The organism is Pseudomonas sp. A-R-19 (assembly GCF_019956575.1).
In the GTDB taxonomy this organism is placed as follows: Bacteria; Pseudomonadota; Gammaproteobacteria; order Pseudomonadales; family Pseudomonadaceae; genus Aquipseudomonas.
The window spans coordinates 171,277-193,016 of sequence record NZ_JAHBDR010000049.1; the positions used below are offsets into that span (position 1 = coordinate 171,277).

At 61.5% G+C, this 21,740-nt stretch carries 15 protein-coding genes; 5 read left to right on the top strand and 10 right to left on the bottom strand.

The annotated features are described in order from the left end of the window. Positions 1–19: 19 nt before the first annotated feature. Positions 20–3,931 carry an ATP-dependent RNA helicase HrpA gene (hrpA, locus tag KGA88_RS12625; protein WP_223591376.1) on the bottom strand — a complete coding sequence of 1,304 codons (3,912 nt, stop codon included), beginning with the start codon at positions 3,929–3,931 and terminating at the stop codon, positions 20–22. A gap of 189 nt (positions 3,932–4,120) precedes the next feature. Next, positions 4,121–5,839 carry a bifunctional isocitrate dehydrogenase kinase/phosphatase gene (gene aceK / locus KGA88_RS12630; RefSeq protein WP_223591378.1) on the bottom strand — a complete coding sequence of 573 codons (1,719 nt, stop codon included), beginning with the start codon at positions 5,837–5,839 and terminating at the stop codon, positions 4,121–4,123. Positions 5,840–5,998: 159 nt separating this feature from the next. Here aceK and KGA88_RS12635 point away from each other — a divergent pair, with 159 nt between their 5' ends. Further along, on the top strand, positions 5,999–6,907 hold the full coding sequence (locus KGA88_RS12635) for a DMT family transporter (protein ID WP_223591380.1): 909 nt from the start codon (positions 5,999–6,001) through the stop codon (positions 6,905–6,907). 139 nt (positions 6,908–7,046) lie between these two features. On the opposite strand, the gene KGA88_RS12640 is transcribed toward KGA88_RS12635, so the two are convergent. The 7 genes from KGA88_RS12640 to KGA88_RS12670 all read right to left on the bottom strand — a co-directional run bounded on the left by KGA88_RS12640 (position 7,047) and on the right by KGA88_RS12670 (position 15,896). Beyond that, positions 7,047–8,627 (bottom strand): aldehyde dehydrogenase (NADP(+)), encoded by a 1,581-nt coding sequence (locus tag KGA88_RS12640; protein WP_223591382.1) that lies wholly within the window; start codon positions 8,625–8,627, stop codon positions 7,047–7,049. Positions 8,628–8,753: 126 nt separating this feature from the next. Then, a complete protein-coding gene (gene araD1, locus KGA88_RS12645) occupies positions 8,754–9,749 on the bottom strand; it encodes an AraD1 family protein (protein ID WP_223591384.1) in 996 nt (331 codons plus the stop codon). Positions 9,750–9,802: 53 nt separating this feature from the next. Then, positions 9,803–10,978 carry an L-rhamnonate dehydratase gene (locus KGA88_RS12650; RefSeq protein WP_015096352.1) on the bottom strand — a complete coding sequence of 392 codons (1,176 nt, stop codon included), beginning with the start codon at positions 10,976–10,978 and terminating at the stop codon, positions 9,803–9,805. A 33-nt stretch (positions 10,979–11,011) separates the two neighbouring features. After that, on the bottom strand, positions 11,012–12,337 hold the full coding sequence (locus KGA88_RS12655; RefSeq protein WP_223591387.1) for an MFS transporter: 1,326 nt from the start codon (positions 12,335–12,337) through the stop codon (positions 11,012–11,014). A 340-nt stretch (positions 12,338–12,677) separates the two neighbouring features. Continuing rightward, a complete protein-coding gene (locus KGA88_RS12660) occupies positions 12,678–13,682 on the bottom strand; it encodes a 4-hydroxythreonine-4-phosphate dehydrogenase PdxA (RefSeq protein WP_110658519.1) in 1,005 nt (334 codons plus the stop codon). After that, entirely contained in the window at positions 13,679–14,635 is a 957-nt protein-coding gene (locus KGA88_RS12665) for an amidohydrolase family protein (RefSeq protein WP_223591395.1), read from the bottom strand. The genes KGA88_RS12660 and KGA88_RS12665 overlap by 4 nt, the downstream gene beginning before the upstream one ends. Next, positions 14,628–15,896, bottom strand: coding sequence for an MFS transporter (locus KGA88_RS12670; protein ID WP_223591503.1), 1,269 nt, complete (start codon positions 15,894–15,896; stop codon positions 14,628–14,630). Before KGA88_RS12670 ends, KGA88_RS12665 begins: the two co-directional genes overlap by 8 nt. A 486-nt stretch (positions 15,897–16,382) precedes the next feature. Here KGA88_RS12670 and KGA88_RS12675 point away from each other — a divergent pair, with 486 nt between their 5' ends. The 4 genes from KGA88_RS12675 to KGA88_RS12690 all read left to right on the top strand — a co-directional run bounded on the left by KGA88_RS12675 (position 16,383) and on the right by KGA88_RS12690 (position 20,534). Then, complete coding sequence (locus KGA88_RS12675) at positions 16,383–17,396, top strand: Bug family tripartite tricarboxylate transporter substrate binding protein (protein WP_223591404.1); 1,014 nt, start codon at positions 16,383–16,385, stop codon at positions 17,394–17,396. A 52-nt stretch (positions 17,397–17,448) separates the two neighbouring features. After that, positions 17,449–17,982 (top strand): tripartite tricarboxylate transporter TctB family protein, encoded by a 534-nt coding sequence (locus KGA88_RS12680; RefSeq protein WP_110658515.1) that lies wholly within the window; start codon positions 17,449–17,451, stop codon positions 17,980–17,982. Beyond that, positions 17,979–19,508, top strand: a complete 1,530-nt coding sequence (locus tag KGA88_RS12685) for a tripartite tricarboxylate transporter permease (protein ID WP_110658514.1) — start codon at positions 17,979–17,981, stop codon at positions 19,506–19,508. Before KGA88_RS12680 ends, KGA88_RS12685 begins: the two co-directional genes overlap by 4 nt. A gap of 69 nt (positions 19,509–19,577) precedes the next feature. Next, positions 19,578–20,534: a LysR family transcriptional regulator gene (locus tag KGA88_RS12690; protein WP_110658513.1), complete on the top strand. Its 957-nt coding sequence runs from the start codon at positions 19,578–19,580 to the stop codon at positions 20,532–20,534. Positions 20,535–20,568: 34 nt separating this feature from the next. Here the strand turns inward: KGA88_RS12690 and KGA88_RS12695 are convergent, their stop codons facing one another. Continuing rightward, complete coding sequence (locus KGA88_RS12695; RefSeq protein ID WP_223591406.1) at positions 20,569–21,432, bottom strand: DMT family transporter; 864 nt, start codon at positions 21,430–21,432, stop codon at positions 20,569–20,571. Positions 21,433–21,740 lie beyond the last annotated feature (308 nt).

The following is a 21,740-nucleotide window of genomic DNA, read 5'->3' on the forward strand; positions in this document are numbered from 1 at the left end:
CGCTCCTACAGGGATTGTGTCAGGGCTCTACCTGACTCCACTGCTTGTTCAGGCGCTTGTCGGAGATCGGCACTTTGGTTCCCAACTGTTGCGCAAACAGCGAAACCCGATACTCCTCCAGCCACCAGCGATACAACTCCAGCTGCGGATCGCGCTTGCCTTCCTGGGCGTGTTTGTTGGCGCGGGTCTGGTACTGCGTCCACAGGCCGGACAATTCGCCGCTCCAGACCCGGTCGCGCTGCACTTGGGCACCGATTTTCTCGAAACGCTGCTCGATGGCCTTGAGGTAACGCGGTAATTCCTTGAGCCACTGCATCGGCGTTTCCCGGACAAAACCCGGATAGACCAGGTGGCTGAGCTGCTGCTTGATGTCGTTCAAGGCCACGGCTTGTGCCAGATCGATCTTGCCCTTGAAGCGCTTTTGCAGGCCGTGCCAGAGTTTGAGGACTTCCAGGGTCAGCTTCGCCACGCGCTCGGCGTGCTCGGTCCAGGCGCCACGTTTGCGCTCGGCCAGCGACGCCAATCCGGCGCCATCGCGAGGCAGCGGGTCTTCGCCTTCGAGAATGCAGCTGTCGAGGCTGGCCAGCAGAATGTCTTCCACCAGTGCATCGACACGCCCCATGTCGCGATACAGCAGGCCCAGTTCAGTCAGGCCCGGCAACTTGCCACGCAGGAACTTCGCCGACTCGGCCAGTTGCTGCATCAGCAGGCGCTGCAAGGCACGGCGATGCTGGAACTCGGCCTCGGCCGGGGTCGAGAAACGCCCTTCCTTGACCGTACCGCTCTCCTCCACCAGCGCCGGATAGACCGTCATCGACAGCCCGGCGATCTTCTGTTGGGTTTTCTCGGCCACGGCGGCGAACACTTTCGGCTCCACCGGTTGCTGGCTCTTCGCGGTTTGCGGCACGGCCAACGCCGCCTGGCTGGCCTCGGCGAAACGCGCCGTCAGTTCCGCCAGGTCGCGACCTTCACCGAGGAACTTGCCCTGGGCGTCGACGATTTCCAGGTTCATCCGCAGATGACTTTCAACCTGCTGCGCCGCCTCGGCCCAGGCTTCATCGCTGACCCGCGCACCGGTCATGCGCAGCAGCTCGCGCCCTAAAGCCTGGGGCAGCGAGCCCTCGGCAAAGGTCATGCGCTGCAACGCCGCCTTGACGAAGTCCGGCACCGGCACGAAATTCTTGCGCAAGGCCTTGGGCAGGTTGCGCACCAGGGCAATGCACTTGGCTTCGATGACACCCGGCACCAGCCATTCCAGGCGTTCCGGCGGCAGCATCGGCAACAGCGGTGCAGGCACGCGCAGGGTCACGCCGTCGCGCGGGTGATTCGGTTCGAAGTGGTAGCTGAGGGCCAATTCCAGATCGCCGATGTGCAAGGTGTCCGGGTAATGCTGGGCGGTGACTTCACTGGCTTCGCGGGCCAGCACGTCCTCTTCGCGCATGATCAGCAGTTGCGGGTCTTTCTGGCTGTTGATCCGGTACCAGCTGTCGAAGGTCGCGGTCTGATGGATCTCCGGCGGCAGACGCGCATCGTAGAAGGCGTACAGAGTTTCTTCGTCGGCGAGGATGTCGCGGCGACGGGCCTTGGCTTCCAGTTCGTCGAGCTGTTCCAGCAACTGCTTGTTGGCCGCCAGGCACTTGGCCTTGGACTGGATTTCACCGCGCACCAGCGCTTCGCGGATGAACAGTTCCCGCGACACCACCGGGTCCACCGGGCCGTAATGCACCGGCCGGCGCCCGACCACGATCAGCCCGAACAGGGTGATCTGCTCGAACGCCACGACCTGGCCGCGCTTCTTCTCCCAGTGGGGTTCGAAATGGTTTTTCTTGATCAGGTGCCCGGCCAGCGGCTCGATCCAGTCGGCATCGATCTTCGCCACCATCCGCGCGTAGAGCTTGGTGGTTTCCACCAGTTCAGCGGTCATCAACCATTGCGGGCGCTTCTTGCCGATGCCCGACGACGGGTGAATCCAGAAGCGCCGCTGACGCGCACCGAGGTAATCACCCTCTTCGGTTTTCTGGCCGATCTGGCTGAGCAAGCCCACCAGCACCGCTTTGTGCAGTTTCGGATAGTCCGCCGGCTCTTTATTGAGGCTCAACTGCATGTCGCGGCAGATCAGGCTCAGCTGGCGATGGGAATCGCGCCATTCGCGCAGGCGCAGGTAATTCAGGAAATTCTTGCGGCACCAGTTGCGCAGCGGGTTGGCGGTCAGCGCCTGGCGCTGCTCCTCGAATCCGCGCCACAGATTGACCAGCCCGGCGAAGTCCGAGTCGGGGTCCTTCCATTGGGCGTGGGCTTGATCCGCCGCTTGCTGACGCTCCGGCGGACGCTCGCGCGGGTCCTGGATCGACATGGCGCTGGCGACGATCAGCACTTCCTGCAAGCTGCCGAGTTTCGCCGCTTCCAGCAACATGCGCCCCATGCGCGGGTCCACCGGCAGTCGCGCCAGTTGACGACCGAGCGGGGTCAGCTGGCTGTTGCGATCCACCGCCGAGAGTTCTTGCAGCAGGTTGTAACCGTCGCTGATGGCCTTGCCGTCCGGCGGCTCGATGAACGGGAACTCGGTGACTTCGCCGAGGCGCAGATGCAACATCTGCAAGATGACGGCGGCGAGGTTGGTGCGCAAGATTTCGGGATCGGTAAATTCCGGGCGCCCGAGGAAGTCTTCCTCGCTGTAGAGGCGGATGCAGATACCCGGCTCGACCCGCCCGCATCGACCTTTACGCTGGTTGGCGCTGGCCTGGGATACCGCTTCGATCGGCAAGCGCTGAACCTTGGCGCGGTAGCTGTAGCGGCTGATGCGCGCGGTGCCGCTGTCGATCACGTAGCGAATACCCGGCACGGTCAGCGAGGTTTCCGCGACGTTGGTCGCCAGGACCACGCGACGGCCCGGGTGCGACTGGAAAATCCGCTGCTGCTCGGCCGGCGACAACCGTGCGTACAGCGGCAGGATTTCGGTGTGCTTGAGCTGGGCCTTGCGCAGCATTTCGGCGGCGTCGCGAATCTCGCGCTCACCGGGCAGGAACACCAGCACGTCACCGGGACTGCGGCCTTCGCTGCGCTCATAGGCGGCGATTTCATCAAGGGTGGCGAGAATCGCCTGATCCACTGTCAGGTCGTCCTCGACGCGGTTGCCCTCTTCGTCCTGCTCCAGGGTCAGCGGGCGATACCAGGTGTCCACCGGAAAAGTGCGCCCGGAAACTTCGACTATCGGCGCATCATCGAAATGCTTGGAGAAACGCTCCAGATCGATGGTTGCCGAAGTAATGATGACCTTCAGGTCCGGACGACGCGGCAGCAGGGTTTTCAGATAGCCGAGCAGGAAGTCGATGTTGAGGCTGCGTTCGTGGGCCTCGTCGACGATGATCGTGTCGTAGCGTTCCAGGTAGCGGTCGTTCTGGGTTTCCGCCAGCAGGATGCCATCGGTCATCAGCTTGATCAGGGTGTTGGAATCGCTCTGATCCTCGAAACGCACCTGATAGCCGACCAGCGCGCCCAGCGGCGTGCCGAGCTCTTCGGCGACCCGGCTGGCGACGCTGCGCGCAGCGATCCGGCGCGGTTGGGTGTGGCCGATCAAGCCGTGCTGGCCGCGACCGATTTCCAGGCAGATCTTCGGTAACTGGGTGGTTTTACCCGACCCGGTTTCACCGGCGATGATCAACACCTGGTGCTTTTCCAGCGCCTTCTTGATTTCGTCGCGCTTGGCGGCGATCGGCAGGCTGTCGTCGTAACGAATCACCGGCAGGCTGGCGCGGCGCGCCAGCACCTGCTCACAGGACGCCTGCATGCGCGCAACCCACTGGGCCAGCTTGGCCTCGTCGGGTTTCTTGCGCAGCTCAAGCAACTGCCGCCGCAGCCGGTGGCGGTCGGCAAGCATGGCGTGATCGAGGTTTATCAGCAGTTTGTCGATGGAGGGCGATTCGTCGGTCATCGGGTACGCAATTCAGTCGTCTAGTGGCGCAGGGGGGCGATTGTCGCAGATTTGAAGGTTGAGCGAGATCCCTTGTAGGAGCGAGCTTGCTCGCGATGAACTCAAGAACGCCACGGGGTGTCAGGTTTCCCGCGTCACCGTTAACGACCATCGCGAGCAAGCTCGCTCCTACAGGGATGCGTACCGGTGCTACTCGCTGTCGAGGCCTTTACGCCGATACGGGAATACATCGATCACTTTGCCGCCCCGAATCGCTTCCTGCAGGCTTTTCCAGTAATCGGCGTTGTACAACTCGCCATGCAACTGATCGAACAGCTTGCGCTGCCCGAAATCGGCAAACAGGAACGGCGGAAACTCTTCCGGGAACACGTCCAGCGGCCCGATCGAATACCACGGTTCGGAAGCCATTTCGTCTTCCGGGGTGCGCGGTTGCGGGATGTGGCGGAAGTTGGCCTCGGTGAGGAAGCAGATCTCGTCGTAGTCGTAGAACACCACGCGGCCGTGACGGGTGACGCCGAAGTTCTTCAGCAGCATGTCACCGGGAAAGATGTTGGCCGCCGCCAGTTGCTTGATCGCCAGGCCGTAGTCTTCCAGGGCTTCGCGCACCTGCGCCTCGTTGGCGTTCTCCAGGTAGAGGTTCAGTGGGGTCATGCGCCGTTCTGTCCAGCAGTGGCGGATCAGCACCGTATCGTCTTCCACCGAGACCGTGGACGGCGCAACTTCCAGCAGTTCCTCCAGGCATGCCGGATCGAACTTGCTCAGGGGAAAACGAAAATCGGCAAACTCCTGGGTATCGGCCATGCGCCCGACGCGGTCGACACTCTTCACCAAACGGTACTTTTCGATCACCGTGGCGCGGTCGACGTTTTTCGACGGCGAGAAACGGTCCTTGATGATTTTGAACACGGTGTTGAAACCCGGCAGGGTGAACACGCTCATGACCATGCCGCGTACACCGGGGGCCATGATGAACTGGTCGTCGGTGTTGGCCAGGTGGTTGATCAGCGCCCGGTAGAACTCCGACTTGCCGTGCTTGTAGAAGCCGATCGAGGTGTACAGCTCGGCAATGTGCTTGCCCGGCAGGATACGCCGCAGGAAACCGATGAACTCCGCCGGCACCGGCACATCCACCATGAAATACGAACGGGTGAAGGAGAAGATGATCGACACGTCCGCCTCATCGGTGATCAGCGCATCGATCTGGATGCCGCGGCCTTCGAGGTGCAGCAGCGGAATCGCCAGCGGCCATTGCTCGTCGGCGGTGTAGATGCGCCCGACCAGGTACGCGCCCTTGTTGCGGTAGAGCACCGAGGAAAACAGTTCGACGCTCAGCTCCGGGTCCTTGCATACCCAGTCCGGCAGGTTCTCGCGCAGTTGCGCTTCGAGGCGCTTCAGGTCGCCGGACAGGTCGGCGTAATCCTCGCTGAAGCGGTAGTCGGCGAAGATGCTGGCGAGCATGGCCGACAATTGGCCTTGCGGCTTGTAGGTGCGGGTTTGCGCGGCCCGGGCCCGGCGCAGGCTCGGCCGGGTGGTGTGGATGAACATGCAGCCATCGCTGATCAGGTCGTGGCTGAACAGCCCGCAGAAGATCGAGTTGTACCAGGTCTCGGACAGTTCATCGTCGAAGCGCAGGTCGATCAGGCTGATATAGGCGCTTTTGACCAGCGGCCAGCAGCTGACGTCCAGGGTGCCTGGGTCAAACGCGGTGCGCAGGCGCGCCACCGTTTCAGCGACTTTGTCTTCGTACAGATTGATCCGCGCCGCCGACGCCGATTGTGTCTCTTGCCACTTGGCCTGTTCGAAGCGAGCCCGGGCGCCGTCGGTGATCTGGCGAAAATGCTCGCGGTAATCGTCAAAGCCATCGAGGATCAAGCGGGCGATGTCGGCGGCTGGCCATTGCTGCGGCATGGTGAGACCTCTGCGGGAATTCGGGAGCCCTGAGCTTAGCCAGTGAAGCAGGTGCAGGAGAAGCGTAATTTTGCGGGCGAATTGAATGCCCGGTTTTCGGTTGCCATCGATCACACACTCAGCAACACTTTCGCCCCTCCATCAAGGAAGGACCGCGCTGTGAACCCCGTCGATATTTTCCGTTTACTGTCCCTGGCGGCCATTTGGGGAGCGAGTTTCCTGTTCATGCGCATCATCGCCCCGGTGATTGGCAGCATTCCAACCGCGTTTTTCCGAGTATCCATCGCCGCTGCCGGACTGCTGGTGATTCTCGGGCTGATGCGCATCAGTTGGGATTTCAAGGGCAAACTCAAAACCGTGATGCTGCTCGGGGTGATCAACTCCGGGATTCCGGCGACGCTCTATTCGGTGGCCGCGCAGGTGCTACCAGCCGGTTACTCGTCGATTTTCAATGCCACGACACCATTGATGGGGGTGCTGATCGGCGGCCTGTTTTTCCATGAAAAGCTCACTGGCGCCAAGCTCGGCGGCGTGTTCCTGGGGCTGTTCGGTGTGGGCGTGCTGACCCGTGCCGGTCCGGTGGCGTTCGATATGGCACTGCTGATGGGTGCCGTTGCCTGCCTGCTCGCGACCACTTGCTACGGCTTTGCGGGGTTTCTCGCCCGGCGCTGGCTCGATCAGGCCGGTGGCCTCGACAGCCGTTTGTCGGCACTGGGCAGCATGCTCGGCGCGACGTTGTTCCTGCTACCGCTGTTCGGCTACAGCGTGATCAGCCAACCACCCGCGAGTTGGGGCGGCTGGAGCGTGTGGCTATCGCTGCTGGGCTTGGGTCTGGGATGCACGGCGTTTGCGTACATTATTTACTTCCGGCTCCTGAGCTCCATTGGCCCGGTGAAATCGATGACCACAACCTTCCTGATCCCGCTGTTCGGGGTGTTGTGGGGGGGACTGTTTCTCGATGAGCCGCTGTCGATGGCGCATGTCTATGGCGGGATGTTGATTGCGCTGGCGTTGTGGCTGGTGTTGAAGCCGGCTGCGGTGAAACCTGGCCTGGTGGCTGACCGGTAGGGTTGTTGCGAGTCGGATGACGCCTTCGCGGGCAAGCCCGCTCCCACATTTGATCAGAGTGTTCACAAATTATGCGTTCACAACAGATCCAGTGTGGGAGCGGGCTTGCTCGCGAAGGCGATAGCCCAGACACCGACAATCACAAGGCCGAAGCACTCATCTCCCCATCCACCAACCGCCGAATTCCCAGCGGATTGCCGTTCTGCAACGCTTCGGGCAGCAACGCATCCGGATAGTTCTGGAAGCACACCGGCCGCAGGAAGCGATCGATCGCCAGGGTGCCCACCGAGGTGCCCCGCGAGTCAGACGTCGCCGGATACGGCCCGCCATGCACCATGGCCTCGCAGACTTCGACCCCGGTCGGATAGCCATTGAGCAAGATCCTTCCGACCTTCTCCTGGAGCAACTCAGCCAGCCAGCGGTACTCCAGCAATTCTTCGGCCTCGCCGATCAACGTCGCCGTCAATTGCCCGCGCAGGCCATGCAGCGCCGCCGCCAACTGCGCCCGATCCTCGACCTCAATGACAATGGTGGTCGGCCCGAACACTTCCTCCTGCAACAACTCATCGCCCTTGAGCAACAGGCTGACATCGGCCTTGAACACCTGCGGTTGAGCCTGATTGCCTTGTTGTGGCCGGCCCGCCAGATGGGTCAGGCCCGGATGCTCGTGCAGTTCGCCAAGACCCCGGCTGTAGCTGACCAGCGCGCCGGCGTTGAGCATGGTTTGCGCCGGTTGCTGGTTCATGTGGGCGCAGAATGTCTCAAGGAAAGAACTGAACTGCGGCGAGCGCACACCAATGACCAAGCCCGGATTGGTGCAGAACTGGCCACAGCCCAGGGTGACCGAGCCGGCCAATTGCGCCGCGATCTGCTCGCCACGCACCTTGAGGGCTTCGGGCAGCAGGAACACCGGGTTGATGCTCGACATCTCGGCGAACACCGGGATCGGCTGCGCCCGGTTAGCAGCCATGTGGCTCAGGGCATTGCCGCCTTTGAGTGAGCCGGTGAAGCCGACCGCCTGAATCGCCGGATGCTTGACCAGCCATTCGCCGACACCGCCGCCATAAATCATGTTGAACACACCGGCCGGCATGCCGGTTTTTTCCGCGCCGCGGATGATCGCGTCAGCCACCCACTCGGCAGTTGCCATGTGTCCGCTGTGGGCCTTGAACACCACCGGGCAACCGGCGGCCAGTGCCGAAGCGGTATCGCCGCCGGCTGTGGAAAACGCCAGCGGGAAGTTACTGGCGCCGAACACTGCAACCGGCCCCAGGCCGATGCGGTACTGACGCAGATCCGGGCGTGGCAACGGCTGCCGATCCGGCAATGCGCGGTCGATGCGCGCACCATGGAAATCACCGCGACGCAGCACCTTGGCGAACAGGCGCAACTGGCCGCTGGTGCGTGCGCGCTCACCTTGAATACGCCCGGCCGGCAACGCGGTTTCGCGGCACACGGTGGCGACGAACTCATCGCCCAGCCCGTCGATTTCATCGGCGATGGCATCGAGGAACGTTGCGCGCTTTTCAGCGCTGAGGTTGCGATAAACCGGGTAAGCGCTGGCGGCGGCTTTGGCGGCGGCATCCACTTCGGCTTCGGATGCCTGAATGAAGAATCCGGAGAGCGCTTCGCCCGTCGTTGCATCGAGGCTTTGCAGCTGCGTCGTGCCGTTGGCACTGCGGCGACCGCCAATGTAGTTGTGTCCGAGAAACTGGGTCATATGGACTCCTTGGTCAAATGCAGACCTGTAGGAGCCGGCTTGCTGGCGATAGCGATTTGGCGCGCGACGTTGATGATCATTGCGCCATTGCCATTGCGATCGCCAGCAAGCCGGCTCCTACAAGGGTTAAAGCGTGCGCACCTGACCGATGCCAAGCGGCTGGGCGCTTTCGCCGATACCGTTGACCAGCGGCGCGCCGAACTCATCGAGGCTGATCTGGAAGCTGTCTCCCGGCTGGGTCTTTACCCCGTCGGCAAACGACAGCGTGGCGGTGCCGAAGTAATGCACGTGCACATCACCAGGACGCAGGAACTGCGCGTACTTGAAGTGATGAAACTCCAGGTTGGCTAGGCTGTGGCACATGTTGTCCTCGCCGCTGAGAAACTCCTTTTCCCAGATCGTTTCACCGTTGCGCTTGATCCGGCTGGTGCCGACCAGATGCCTGGGCAACTCGCCGACGCGTAGTTCCGGGCCATAGGAACAGCAGCGCAACTTCGAATGGGCGAGGTACAGGTAGTTGCGCCGTTCCATGACGTGGTCGGAGAACTCGTTGCCCAGGGCGAAACCGATGCGGTACGGCTGGCCATCATCGCCAATCACATACAAGCCGGTGAGTTCCGGCTCTTCACCGGCGTCTTCGGCGAATGGCGGCACCGGGAAATCCGCACCGGGGCGCACGACGATGCTGCCGTCGCCCTTGTAGAACCATTCCGGTTGCGCGCCGACCTGCCCTGCCGCCGGTTTGCCGCCCTCCAGCCCCCACTTGAACATGCGCATGGTGTCGGTCATGCCAGCTTCGACGGCGCCGTCGTGCTGATGCATTTTGTCCCGCGTCGCCGCGCTGCCCAAATGGGTCAGACCGGTGCCACTGATCAGGCAATGCGCCGGGTCCTCGTGGTCCAGTGGCGGCAGGACCTTGCCCTGCTGCAACAGCGTTGCGTAATCCGGTCCGGGCTCGGTGCCGCGCAGGGCGATCTCTTCTTGCAGACTGCGTTGGGCACGAATGGCGGCCACCGCCAGTTCACGGGTGCTGCGGGTATCACGCAACACCTGGACCTGAGCCCCTTCAACCAAGCCGACCTGGCGTTGTCCGTCGGTGTTTTCAAACTGAATCAGGCGCATGTCGGCCCTCCGAAAAGTCGTGTTGGGCGCCGCCGCTGAGCGACGCCGGACGGTCACTCGATGATGTTGAAATCGCTCAGGTACTCATCGGAGATTTCCAGACCCAGCCCCGGTTTGTTGTCGTCGAGCTGGATGTAGCCGTTGACCGGTTGCGGCTCGCCCTTGAACACGTAGTAGAAGAGCTCGTTGCCGACTTCGACATCGAACACCGGGAAGAACTCGGCCATCGGCGAGGCCGTGGTGGACATGGTCAGGTGGTAGTTGTGCATCTGCCCGGCGTGCGGGATGACCGGCACCGACCAGGCTTCGGCCATGGCGTTGATCTTGCGCGCGGCGGTAATACCGCCTACGCGGTTGGTGTCGTACTGGATCACATCGACGGCACGGCGTTCCAGCAGGTCCTTGAACCCGTAGGAGGTGAACTCGTGCTCGCCGCCGGAGATCGGCATGATCCCCATCTTCTTCAGTTCGATGTAGCCTTCGATGTCATCGGCGATCACCGGTTCTTCGAGCCAGCGAGGTTCGAACTCGGCCAGTTTCGGCAACATGCGACGCGCATATTCGAGGGTCCAGCCCATGTAGCATTCGAGCATGATGTCGACGTCAGGGCCGGCCAGCTCACGCAGGGCGCGCACTTGTTCGATGTTGCGACGCATGCCGGCCGGGCCGTCTTTCGGGCCATAGCCGAAGCGCATCTTCAGCGCGGTGAAACCCTGGCTCAGATAGCCCTGGGCCTCTTCGAGGAACAGGTCGAGGTTGTCGTTGGCGTAGAGTTTGGACGCGTAGGTCCAGATCTTTTCCTTGGTGCGCCCGCCCAGCAGCTTGAACACCGGCTTGTTCACCGCTTTGCCCATGATGTCCCAGATCGCGATGTCGATCGCCGAGATCGCCGCCATGCCGATGCCCTTGCGGCCCCAGGCGTGGCTCTGGCGGTACATTTTCTGCCAGATGTATTCGTTGTCGAACGGGTCTTCGCCAATGGCGATCGGTGCCAGGTAGGTGTCGATGATTTCCTTGGCCACACGCGGCGCCAGGGCGCAGTTACCGATGCCAACGAGGCCGGTGTCGGTCTCGACTTCTACCACCAGCCAGCCGTGGAAACGGAACGAGCCCATGGCGTCGCCACGTTCGAACAGGATGTCGCTGGCGTTGGTGCAGAAGTGCGCCTGGGGTGGCACGACTTTGCCTTTCCACTCGAAAACGCGGGTACGGATCGCTTTGATTTTCATGAATACAGTTCCTTGCTAACGCTTGGGTAGTGATCAGCCAACCTGAGCCGGTGTGAGCTGCGAGGGGGATTTAGGGGTGTGGGTGGTACGAAGTCGGGACAGCAGGACGGCGCCGATAATGCCAACCGTGGCCAGGGCGAACATGCCGGCGCGGGGGTCTGCAAAACTGCTTTCCATCACGGTTTTCAGGTTCGGTGCAACGAAGCCGCCGAGGTTGCCGATAGAGTTGATCAGGGCGATCCCGCCCGCCGCGGCGGCACCGCTGAGGTAGCTGGTGGGGATGGTCCAGAACAGCGGTTGCACAGAGACGAAACCGGCAGCCGCGAAGCAGAACGCGAGGACAACCGGCACCATGCTCGTACCCAGCGCGGAGGCGGCGATACCAAGGGCAGCCATGGTCAGCATGCACACGGCGAGGTGACGGTGCTGGCCGGTACGGTCGGCATAGCGAGTGACGAGGCGGGTCACGATCAGCGCGCAGATCCACGGGATTGCGGTGATCAGGCCGACGTTCAGGCCAACATGCCCGTCAAGCAAACCTGCTATACGGGTCGGCAGGTAGAACACCACGCCGTACACGCTCATCTGAATGGTGAAATACGCCAGGCAGAATTGCAGCACCCGAGGGTTGCGCAAGGCACTGAGGAAACCGTGGGGGCTGCTGTGTTTTTTCTGTGCGTCTTCTTCGGCCAGGGCAGTGCCCAGCGCCTGTTTTTCTTCAACGCTCAACCAGGTCGCGTCGCTTGGGCGATTGACCAGGTAGAAGTACGCCGCGATGCCGACTACCGAAGCCATCAAGCCTTCGACAACGAACAGCCATTGCCAGTTGGTCAGGCCGAACACGCCGTGGAATTCCAGCAACCAGCCGGACAACGGGCTGCCCAACACCAGCGCCAGGGGCAGGCCGAAATAGAACAGGCCCAGCGCCTGGCCACGGCTCTGCGCCGGGAACCAGTAGGTGAGGTAAAGGATGATCCCCGGGAAAAACCCGGCTTCAGCCACACCCAGCAGGAAGCGCAGCACGTAGAAAGTTTCGGCATTGTGAGCAAACATCATCGCCGCCGACACCAGGCCCCAGGTGACCATGATCCGGCACAGCCAGACCTTGGCGCCGAGGCGATGCAGCATGTAATTGCTAGGCACTTCGAAGAACGCGTAACCGATGAAGAAGATGCTCGCGCCGAACGCGAACGCGGCATCGCCCAACCCGGTGTCGGCCTGCAACGCCGCTTTGGCGAAGCCGACGTTGGAGCGATCGATGAACGCCAGGATGTACATCAGGATCAGAAACGGCAGCAGGCGAAGCCGGCTTTTGGAGATAGCGCTGGACAGCGCCAGGGCGGAATCTGGGCGGGTCATGTGAAGGTTCCTTTTGCTGCCGGTATGTGCCTTGCGGAAGTGACAAGGCGGGCTTTTTGTAGTTGTCATTCGCTTGATCGCCGTGGCCGAAAGTGGCCGGTTGCGTTCATTCGATGGAGCGACTTTAGCCAGCGCAAAGGGTTGCGGATAATCACTTATGCGTATCCGGCGATAACCTGGGGTGATAGGAAAAACCGATTATTGAGTAGATCGAGTTATCAGCCTTTCCACAAAACTGTAGGAGCCGGCTTGCTGGCGATTGCAGTCCGTCAGGCACCTGAAAAGTGTCTGCCAGACCGCATCGCCAGCAAGCCGGCTCCTACAGGGGTATTGCGTGATGTCAGTGGCGGTTGCGACCCATCCGGCAGGCAATCTCGAACGCCTGGCGGATCGCACCGGCATTCGCCTTACCCTGCCCCGCGATGTCGAACGCAGTGCCATGGGCCGGGGTGGTGATCGGAATCGGCAGACCGCCCTGCACCGTCACGCCACGGGAAAAACCCATCAGCTTAATCGCGATCTGGCCTTGATCGTGGTACATGGTCACTACCGCGTCGAAGGCACTGGCATCGCCCTGGACCTTGAGGAAAATAGTGTCGGCCGGATACGGCCCGTCCGCCGCGATCCCCAGCGTCTGCGCCGAGCGGACGGCCGGGCCGATGATGTCCAGTTCCTCGCGACCGAACGAGCCGTTGTCGCCGTTGTGCGGATTCAAGCCACACACACCGATTCGTGGTTTCTCCAGACCATTGCGCTTGAGCGCCGTGTCGATCAGTTGAATCGCTTCCACCACCCGTTGCTGGCTGAGCAGGCCTGGTACATCGGCCAGGGCCACATGGGAGGTCACCCGTGAAGTCCAGAGGTTGTCGAGCACGTTGAACTCGCAGAACGGCCCGTGGAAGTCCAGCAGCTCGGCGAACCAGTGCAACTCATCGCTGTGCGCCATGCCGGCCATGTGCAGCGAGGTCTTGTTCAAGGGCCCGAACAGCACCGCATCGGTGATGCCCGCTTCGGTCAGGCGCAGGGCCTTTTCCAGGGTGTCGAGGCTATAGCGCCCGCCGATGACGCTGGCCTCACTGCGCGCAAACTCACCGACGGTGTCGCCACGAAAGTCATAGAACAACGGCGTGTCATCGACGAATGCCAGATGCTCCAGGGACTCGACGCGACGATAGGGAAACTCCATCCCGGCGATGCGCATGCCGCGACGCATTTCCGCTTCGTCGGCGATCAGGATCACGTTGGCCTGAGCGCGCACGTCGGGCTCGCCGAGCAAGCGGGCGATCAGTTCCGGGCCGATGCCTGCCGGGTCGCCAAGGACCATCGCGATGGTGGATTTGCTCATGCTTCACTCCTCAAGGGTTCAGGCCGCGCCCGGTCAATGGCGCAAGGCTCGCAGCGATAGACCCGCTGCGCGTTGCTATGGAAAAGTCGCTCCTGATCGGCCATTGGCAAATCGGCGACGATGGATTTGAAACCGCTGTAGATGTCGTCGAACGAGCCGCACAGGCTGTCCACCGGAAAGTTGCTGGCGAACATCGCTCTGTCGCTGCCGAACATGGCGATCACTTCGCGCACGATCCAGGCGTTATCCTTGGCACGCCAGCGCTGGCCGCCCTGCCCCAGGCCGGAAATCTTCACCCGCACGTTCGGCCATTGCGCCAGTCGCGCCATCGCCAGACGCCAGCCCGCCAGGCCTTCGGCACTGCGGTCGTTGGGCAAACCGGCATGGTTGAGAATCAGCGTGATGCCGGGAAAGTCCCGGGCCAGGCGTTCGGCTTCGTGCAGGTTCCACCAGGGTGTCTGCAAATCGAAATGCAGGCCCAGCCCTTCGAGCGCGGCATAGCTGCGACGCCAATGCTCATCGCTCATCAGGCTGCGCATGTGACCGACTTGTTGCGGCGTGGCCGGCCCGCCGGGTTTGTGCCGAACGCTGCGCACATGCTTGAAGCGCGCCTGTTCGGTCAGGACATCGATGGCGTCCGGGTGGTCGAGCCAGGCTTGCGCAACAACCGCATTCGGCACGCCGTAACGGGCGGCCAGTTGCTCGATGAAACGGGTTTCGCCAATCGGGTCCTGGGGGTTCCATTCAGTCTCGACGTACACCGTTTGCACGACGTTATGGGAGCCGGCATCGGCAAAGTAATCCTCGGGAAAATAGCGGCGCTTGATGGCGCTGTAATCACCGTAGCGAAACGGAACACTGGCTTCAGGGGCGAGCCACGGGTGATCGTTGATCGTTGGGTCCCAGAAGTGATGATGGGCGTCGATGATCGGGCCGTCCCACAACTTAGTCATGACGCACCTCATCCAGGCTGATAAACAACGTGGCTAGAACAAACACCGCCGAGCACGCCGCGAAGAACCCGAGCACCGGGGCAAAACCGCCGGCCGCTTGCAGAATCACGCCCACCAGAATTGGCACCGCAATGCCACCGGTGCTGCCGGCCATGTTCATCACGCCGCCGATCAAACCGACCCGCGCCGGAGCTGCCAGCAGCGCCGGGAAGCTCCAGTAGAGACTGCCCCACATCAGGAAAAACGCGGTCATGGCCAATAGCGCCACCGCCGCAAAAGGATCGCTCAGGGTCGGCAGCAACAGGAATGCACCGAGGGCCACCAGACCGGAAAACGCCAGCAGACTCTTGACCGCCACACCGCGACTGACGCCCTTGCGAATCAAACCATCGCAGAGGAAGCCACCGGTCAACGAGCCGAGCGCACCGCAGATGAAAATCACGAAAGTCGCCGCGCCGATGCCCTTGATATCGAAGCCGCGGGCCTGGGCCAGATAGCTCGGCCCCCAGGTCAGCAAACCGAAATACACCATGGCCCAACTGGCCCGGCCGATCAGCAAACCGCTCAGGGAACGGGCCGCAATGCCCAAGCCCTTGACCGGCATCCGCACGGCTTCGGCGGCCGGTGTGGCGCGGCCGACGTTGATCTTTTCCAGCTCCGCTTCATTGACCTGCGGATGGCTGGCCGGGTCATCGCGCAGATAACGCCGCGCCAGCCAGGCCAGTACAAGGGTGGCGATACCGGCAATCACGAACGCCAGGCGCCAGGAATCCAGCGAGGCAATCAGGTAGGCAATGATCAACCCGCCAAGGGCCACACCCAGCGGGCTGCCGCTGTCCATCAATACCGCACCGCGACTGCGCTCGTTCGGTGCGAGCCACAGGGAAATCAGTTTGCCGCCCGACGGGAACAGCGGGGCTTCGGCAGCGCCCAGTGCAACCCGGGCAAACAACAAGGACAAGCCACCGGTGGCAAACGCCGCCAGCACCTGAAACGTCCCCCACAATCCGGTGGACCAACTGATGACCCGATGCGGACCTAAGCGATCGATCAACCAGCCGCCGGGAATCTGCAACAATGCGTATGCCCAGAAAAAGCTGCTGAGGATCAGCCCTTGCAGGCTAGGTGACAGGGAGAATTCATGAGCAATGGTCGGCATCGCGATGGACAGCGACACCCGGTCGATCAGGTTGACCATGGTCAACGCGAAGATGATCGCGAAGATCCGCCAACGCACATTACTGGCCTTGGCGGTTGCCATCTGCGGTTTCGCCACCGTTGCGGGCGCAGCATCTGCGCCAGGCAGATACAGGGAAGCACTGGAACGAGCCATGGTGCGTACCTCTTTTATTATTTTTGTGGTGATGCAAACGTTCGATCTGTAGGAGCCGGCGCCTGTCACACCGCTATCGCCAGCAAGCCGGCTCCTACGGAATGGGTGTTGTCGAGCACTATCGAAGGCTCATTGATAACCGTCTAATCAAAACTTGAAATCGGGTGATAGCCCCGGGTTATGTCATGCCCTGCTTTCAACGAGCTTTCAACGTTTCTGTAGGAGCGAGCAAGCCCATCGCGAGCAGGGCTCGCTCCTGCAGTGCCGAGGTATAACCCCAGGCTATCGGTGTATGTATTGTTTTGACTAGACGCGGCGACGGCACGTTCCCACACTCAGCCCAGGCTTGCGGCTTTACCGCGCAGACAAGTCGCTCATAACAATTACAAAAACACAAAACGAGGCTCTTCCATCATGCGAAATGCATTCGTCCGCCGCACATCCCGTCTGTTTCTCGGCTGTACCCTGATCGCCGCCACCGCCCTCCCCGCTCTCGCCTACGCCTGGCAACCAGACAAGAACGTCGAAATCGTCGTGGCCGGTGGCCCCGGTGGCGGCACTGACCAGCTCGGTCGCCTGATCCAGTCGATCATCACCACCCACAAGCTGCTCGACGTCAACACCATCGTCCTCAACAAGGGCGGCGGCAACGGCGCCGAAGCCTTTCTCGACATGAAGATAAACAAGGGCGATGCCGAGAAACTGGTGATCGGCACCAACAACATTTACCTGTTGCCCCTGGTGTCCAAGCTCGGCTACCAATGGCAGGAACTGACACCGATTGCCGCCGTGGCCGAGGATGACTTCATTCTCTGGAGCTACAAAGACGCCCCGTGGAAGGACGCCAAAGGCTTCTACGAAGCGGTCAAGGCCGATCCGTCGAACCTGCGCATGGGCGGCAGCCAGTCCAAGGACGTCGACCAGACCCTGACCCTGCTGCTGAACCAGACCACCAACAGCAAACTGGTGTACATCCCGTTCAAAAGCGGCAGCGAAGCCGCGACCCAACTGGCTGGCAAGCACATCGCCGCCAACGTCAACAACCCCAGCGAAAGCATCAGCCAATGGCGTGGCGATCAGGTCGAGCCGCTCTGCGTCTTCAGTAAAGAACGCATGGCCTACACTGAAAAAGTCGCCGGAGATAAATCCTGGGCCGATGTTCCGACCTGCCACGAACAAGGTCTTGGCATCGATCAGTACCGCTTCCCGCGCACCGTATTCATGCCCGGAGACATCAGCGCCGAACAGCGGGCGTTTTATGTCGAGCTGATGCGCAAAGTCACCCAAACCGATGAGTTCAAGGCCTACGTGAAGCAGAACGCGCTAGTGCCGACCTTCCTCGAAGGCGAGCCTCTGACCGCCTACATCGAAAAAGACACCGCCCGCGTCACCCCGGTGTTCAAAGAAGCCGGCTGGCTGAAAAACTGATGTTGCCGTGGCCGCCCGCCTGCGGGCGGCCGCCTTCTGCTGGAGGTGTTTCATGTCCCATTCTTCGGATTCACCGGCGCTGGTCGGCACCCGTTGGGTCGAACTCGGCCTGGCGGTGTTCACCACCTTGATTGGCGCTGTGGTGATGTACGGTAGCCTCGAACAAGGCATCGGCTGGGGGGATGCCGGCCCCGAGCCGGGTTACTTCCCCTTCTACATCGGCCTGTTGCTGAGTGCCGCGAGCGTCGCCAACGGCATATTGGCGCTGGTGCGCTGGCAGGCCCTGAGCGTGGCCTTCGTCAGCCGCAGCGCGTTCAAGCAAGTGATGTCGGTGTTTGTGCCCATTGCGCTGTTCGTCGGGGCCATGCCTTTGACGGGTATCTATATCGCGTCGGCGTGCTTCATCGCCTGGTTCATGTGGCGTGACAAGGTCCGCGCCAAGCCTTACGGCAAATGGATGATCGGCAGCGTGTCCCTTGGCGCGGTGCTGGCCAGTTACCTGATTTTCGCGCTGTGGTTCAAAGTGCCGCTGGATGCCGGCCCGATGGGCGACTGGATTGCCCTGGCCGGGAGAAACTTCAAATGAGCGAGTTCGATTCCCTGCTGCAAGGCATGAACCTGATCCTCACGCCGGGCCATATCGGCCTGATGGTGATCGGCGTGCTGCTGGGCATTCTGGTCGGCGTATTGCCCGGTCTCGGTGCCCCCAATGGCGTGGCGTTGCTGCTACCGCTGACGTTCACCATGTCGCCGGTGTCGGCGATCATCCTGTTGTCGTGCATGTATTGGGGCGCGCTGTTCGGCGGCTCGATCACCTCGATTCTGTTCAACATCCCCGGTGAACCCTCATCGGTGGCAACCACCTTCGACGGTTACCCGATGGCCCGTGAAGGCCGCGCCGCCGAAGCCCTGACTGCCGCCTTCAGCTCGGCGCTGATTGGCGCCTTGTGCGGTGTGTTGCTGCTGACGTTTCTGTCGACCCGGATTGCCGAGTTCGCCATGTCCTTCAGTTCACCGGAGTTCTTCGCGGTGTACCTGTTGGCGTTCTGCACCTTCATTGGCATGAGCAAGAACCCGCCGCTGAAAACCGTGGTGGCGATGATGATCGGTTTCGCCATGGCCGCCGTCGGCATGGACACCGTGTCCGGCAACCTGCGCCTGACGTTTGACCAGCCGACCCTGATGACCGGCATCAGCTTCGAAGTGGCGGTGATCGGCCTGTTCGGTATCGGTGAAATTCTCTGCACCGTCGAGGAAGGCTTGGTATTTCGTGGCGAGCATGCGCGGATCACACCGATGGTGATTTTGCGCACTTGGGCCAAACTACCGCGCTACTGGTGGACGATTGTGCGCAGCACTCTGGTCGGTTGCTGGATGGGTATTACGCCTGGCGGCCCGACCGCCGCATCGTTCATGAGCTACAGCCTGGCGCGACGTTTCTCGAAAAATCGCGACAACTTCGGCAAGGGTGAAATCGAAGGCGTGATCGCACCAGAGACTGCCGACCACGCGGCCGGCACCAGTGCCCTGCTGCCGATGCTGACCTTGGGCATTCCTGGTTCGGCGACCGCTGCGGTGATGCTCGGCGGCTTGATGATCTGGGGCCTGCACCCGGGGCCGACGCTGTTCGTCGAGCAACACGATTTTGTCTGGGGCCTGATCGCCAGCATGTACCTGGGTAACGTAGTCAGCCTGATCGTGGTGCTGGCCACCGTGCCGCTGTTCGCTTCGATCCTGCGCATCCCGTTCTCGATCATCGCGCCGATCATCATCATGGTCTGCGCCATCGGTGCCTACTCAGTGCACAACTCGTTCTTTGACGTGGTGCTGATGCTGGGTTTCGGTGCCTTGGGTTATCTGTTCAAGAAACTCGGCTACCCGATTGCGCCACTGGTGTTGGCGGCGGTGCTGGGTGACAAGGCAGAAGATGCCTTCCGCCAGTCCATGCTGTTCTCCGACGGGCACCTGGGGATCTTCTGGTCCAACCCGTTGGTGGGCAGCCTGACCACGGCGGCGCTACTGATGCTGTTCTGGCCGTTGATTTCCAAAGTGCTACAAACCCTGATCGGCCTGCGCAAATCCCACGTCGCCAAGGCAAAATCGGTGCTGTGACACAGCAATGCTGGCAACGCCTGGCATTTCTTGTCAGGCTTGCCGCAGTCCTTCTTGCGAGTCGAGCCCATGACCCGAACTCCTGATGTTCGAATTCCAGAAGCTAACGTGATCCACAGCCGACTGCGCCTGCGCCAACTGCGGTTGATGTTGGCATTGCAGGAGTTCGGCTCGCTGCGCCGCGCCGCCGACCACATCGGCATGACCCAGCCTGCCGCGACCAAAATGCTCCATGAAGCCGAAGACCTGTTGGGCGTCGAACTGTTCGAACGTCTGCCCCGGGGCATGCGCTCCACGCCGTTCGGGGAAACGGTCATTTACTACGCACGCATGGTGTTCGCCGAACTCAGTGGCATGCGCGAAGAACTGGTCGCGCTCCAATCCGGCAACCTCGGAAGGGTTGCGGTCGGCGCCATTCCGGCATTGGCTTCGGGGCTGCTGACGCGCACCATCGCCACCTTGAAACAAAGCCATCCGCGCTTGTCCATGAGCATTCAGGTCGATACCAGCGACGTGCTGGTGCAGGCGCTTTTACAGGATCAGCTGGATATCGTGCTGGGCCGGATTCCGGCCGGAGCACGGGCCGAAGAGTTGCTGTTCGACAGCCTCGGCGAGGAAGCGCTGTGCGTGATTTCCGGCGCACAGAACCCACTGGCCAAAGCCACGCAGTTGAGTTGGGCAGAGCTGCAGAACATGACCTGGGTACTGCAACAACAGCCCAGCCCGATGCGCGCGATCATCAATCAGGTGTTCCACAACGCGCGAGTCGATATTCCGAGCAGCATCGTCGAAACCACGTCGATCATGACCTTGCTGTCGTTGATTCAGCAGACCGACATGCTCGGCGTCACGCCGGTGTCAGTGGTCGAGGATTATCCGGGTCGGGATTTGCTCGCGGTGCTGCCGATCAAGTTCGAGGCACGGCTGCCGCCCTATGGACTTATTACACGGCGACATCGCATTCAGTCGTCGGCGATGCAGGCGTTCATGAATTCGGTGCGGGCCGAACACGCACTGGCCAAATGAAAAAGGCCTGGAGCAGCTCCAGGCCTTCTCGGGTTTACGCAGTTTTACGGAACACAAACACCAGACCGACGATGATCAACAGCATGCCGAACAGGCTCAGCAGCGCCAGTCGGTTACCGAAAATCAGATAGTCCATCACCGCCGTTACCGCCGGCACCAGGTAAAACAGACTGGTGACGTTCACCAGATTGCCCCGGGCGATCAAGCGGTACAGCAACAGCGTCGCCAGCACCGACACCACCAGCCCCATCCACAGCACCGGCAGGATGAAGCCGCTGTTGTGCTCATAGTGAAACGGCTGGAAGGGTACGAAAATCCCGCACAACAGCAGTCCGGCGAGGTACTGCACCGGCAGTGTGCCGAGTGGATTTTCAGTGATGCGTTTTTGCATGATCGAACCGAACGTCATGCTCGCCAGTGCCAGCAAGCCGAACAGCATCCCGGCCAGCGACATCCCGGCCAGGCCGATGCCCTGATAGACCACCATGATCAACCCGGTCAGGCCCAGGGCCAGTCCGAACAGGCGACTCCAGGAACGCTGGCGCTCCACCAACACCACGGTGAGGATCGGCTGCACGCCCATGATGGTCGCCATCACCCCGGGCGTGACTTTAAGGTCGAGGGCCAGCAGATAGAAAATCTGGTAGGCCCCCAACAACACTACGCCGGTGGCCATCGCATACAGCATCGGCTTGCCGCCCTTGGGCAGCTTCAGCTTGAGCAACGGCACCAGCAACACCAGACCGCAAAGCGCGATGACGAAACGAAACGTCAGGAAGGCGAAGGGCGACGCGTGGGCCAGCCCCCATTTGGAGAAAATCGCCCCGCTGCTCCACAGAAGGACGAACAGGCTCGTGGAGGCCGCCGCGAGCGCGGACTTTTTCGAAAGGACAAACATGAATACCACCTGTAGTCAGGCAAAAAGCCAACTCAGCCAAAGCTGAAATTCAGTAGTTTTTTTCAGGCAGGCAGGCAGGGGAACAGCAGAAAGCAGCTGATCAGCCCGAAATGCCAACGCCTGGCGGTGATACGACTGCGCACACCGGCGTGCTACTGACAGGTGGGGGGTATTGACTGATCTGCCCGGGCTGCTGATTCCCGCACGGCACGACGCCAGCGTTGACCGCTGAATCGACTACCGCATTGATGAGGGATGCAGGCATTGGGCTGATCTTTGCTCGAGGGATAAAAAGTGAGTTGGAAACT

Bases quoted from the DNA above. Each gene is read 5' to 3' on its own strand.
- aceK (WP_223591378.1), bottom strand. From the start codon at position 5,839: ATGCCGCAGCAATGGCCAGCCGCCGACATCGCCCGCTTGATCCTCGAT.
- KGA88_RS12670 (WP_223591503.1), bottom strand. From the start codon at position 15,896: ATGGCAACCGCCAAGGCCAGTAATGTGCGTTGGCGGATCTTCGCGATC.
- KGA88_RS12665 (WP_223591395.1), bottom strand. From the start codon at position 14,635: ATGACTAAGTTGTGGGACGGCCCGATCATCGACGCCCATCATCACTTC.
- KGA88_RS12650 (WP_015096352.1), bottom strand. From the start codon at position 10,978: ATGAAAATCAAAGCGATCCGTACCCGCGTTTTCGAGTGGAAAGGCAAA.
- KGA88_RS12685 (WP_110658514.1), top strand. From the start codon at position 17,979: ATGAGCGAGTTCGATTCCCTGCTGCAAGGCATGAACCTGATCCTCACG.
- KGA88_RS12695 (WP_223591406.1), bottom strand. From the start codon at position 21,432: ATGTTTGTCCTTTCGAAAAAGTCCGCGCTCGCGGCGGCCTCCACGAGC.
- KGA88_RS12660 (WP_110658519.1), bottom strand. From the start codon at position 13,682: ATGAGCAAATCCACCATCGCGATGGTCCTTGGCGACCCGGCAGGCATC.
- KGA88_RS12680 (WP_110658515.1), top strand. From the start codon at position 17,449: ATGTCCCATTCTTCGGATTCACCGGCGCTGGTCGGCACCCGTTGGGTC.
- araD1 (WP_223591384.1), bottom strand. From the start codon at position 9,749: ATGCGCCTGATTCAGTTTGAAAACACCGACGGACAACGCCAGGTCGGC.
- KGA88_RS12655 (WP_223591387.1), bottom strand. From the start codon at position 12,337: ATGACCCGCCCAGATTCCGCCCTGGCGCTGTCCAGCGCTATCTCCAAA.
- KGA88_RS12640 (WP_223591382.1), bottom strand. From the start codon at position 8,627: ATGACCCAGTTTCTCGGACACAACTACATTGGCGGTCGCCGCAGTGCC.
- hrpA (WP_223591376.1), bottom strand. From the start codon at position 3,931: ATGACCGACGAATCGCCCTCCATCGACAAACTGCTGATAAACCTCGAT.
- KGA88_RS12690 (WP_110658513.1), top strand. From the start codon at position 19,578: ATGACCCGAACTCCTGATGTTCGAATTCCAGAAGCTAACGTGATCCAC.
- KGA88_RS12675 (WP_223591404.1), top strand. From the start codon at position 16,383: ATGCGAAATGCATTCGTCCGCCGCACATCCCGTCTGTTTCTCGGCTGT.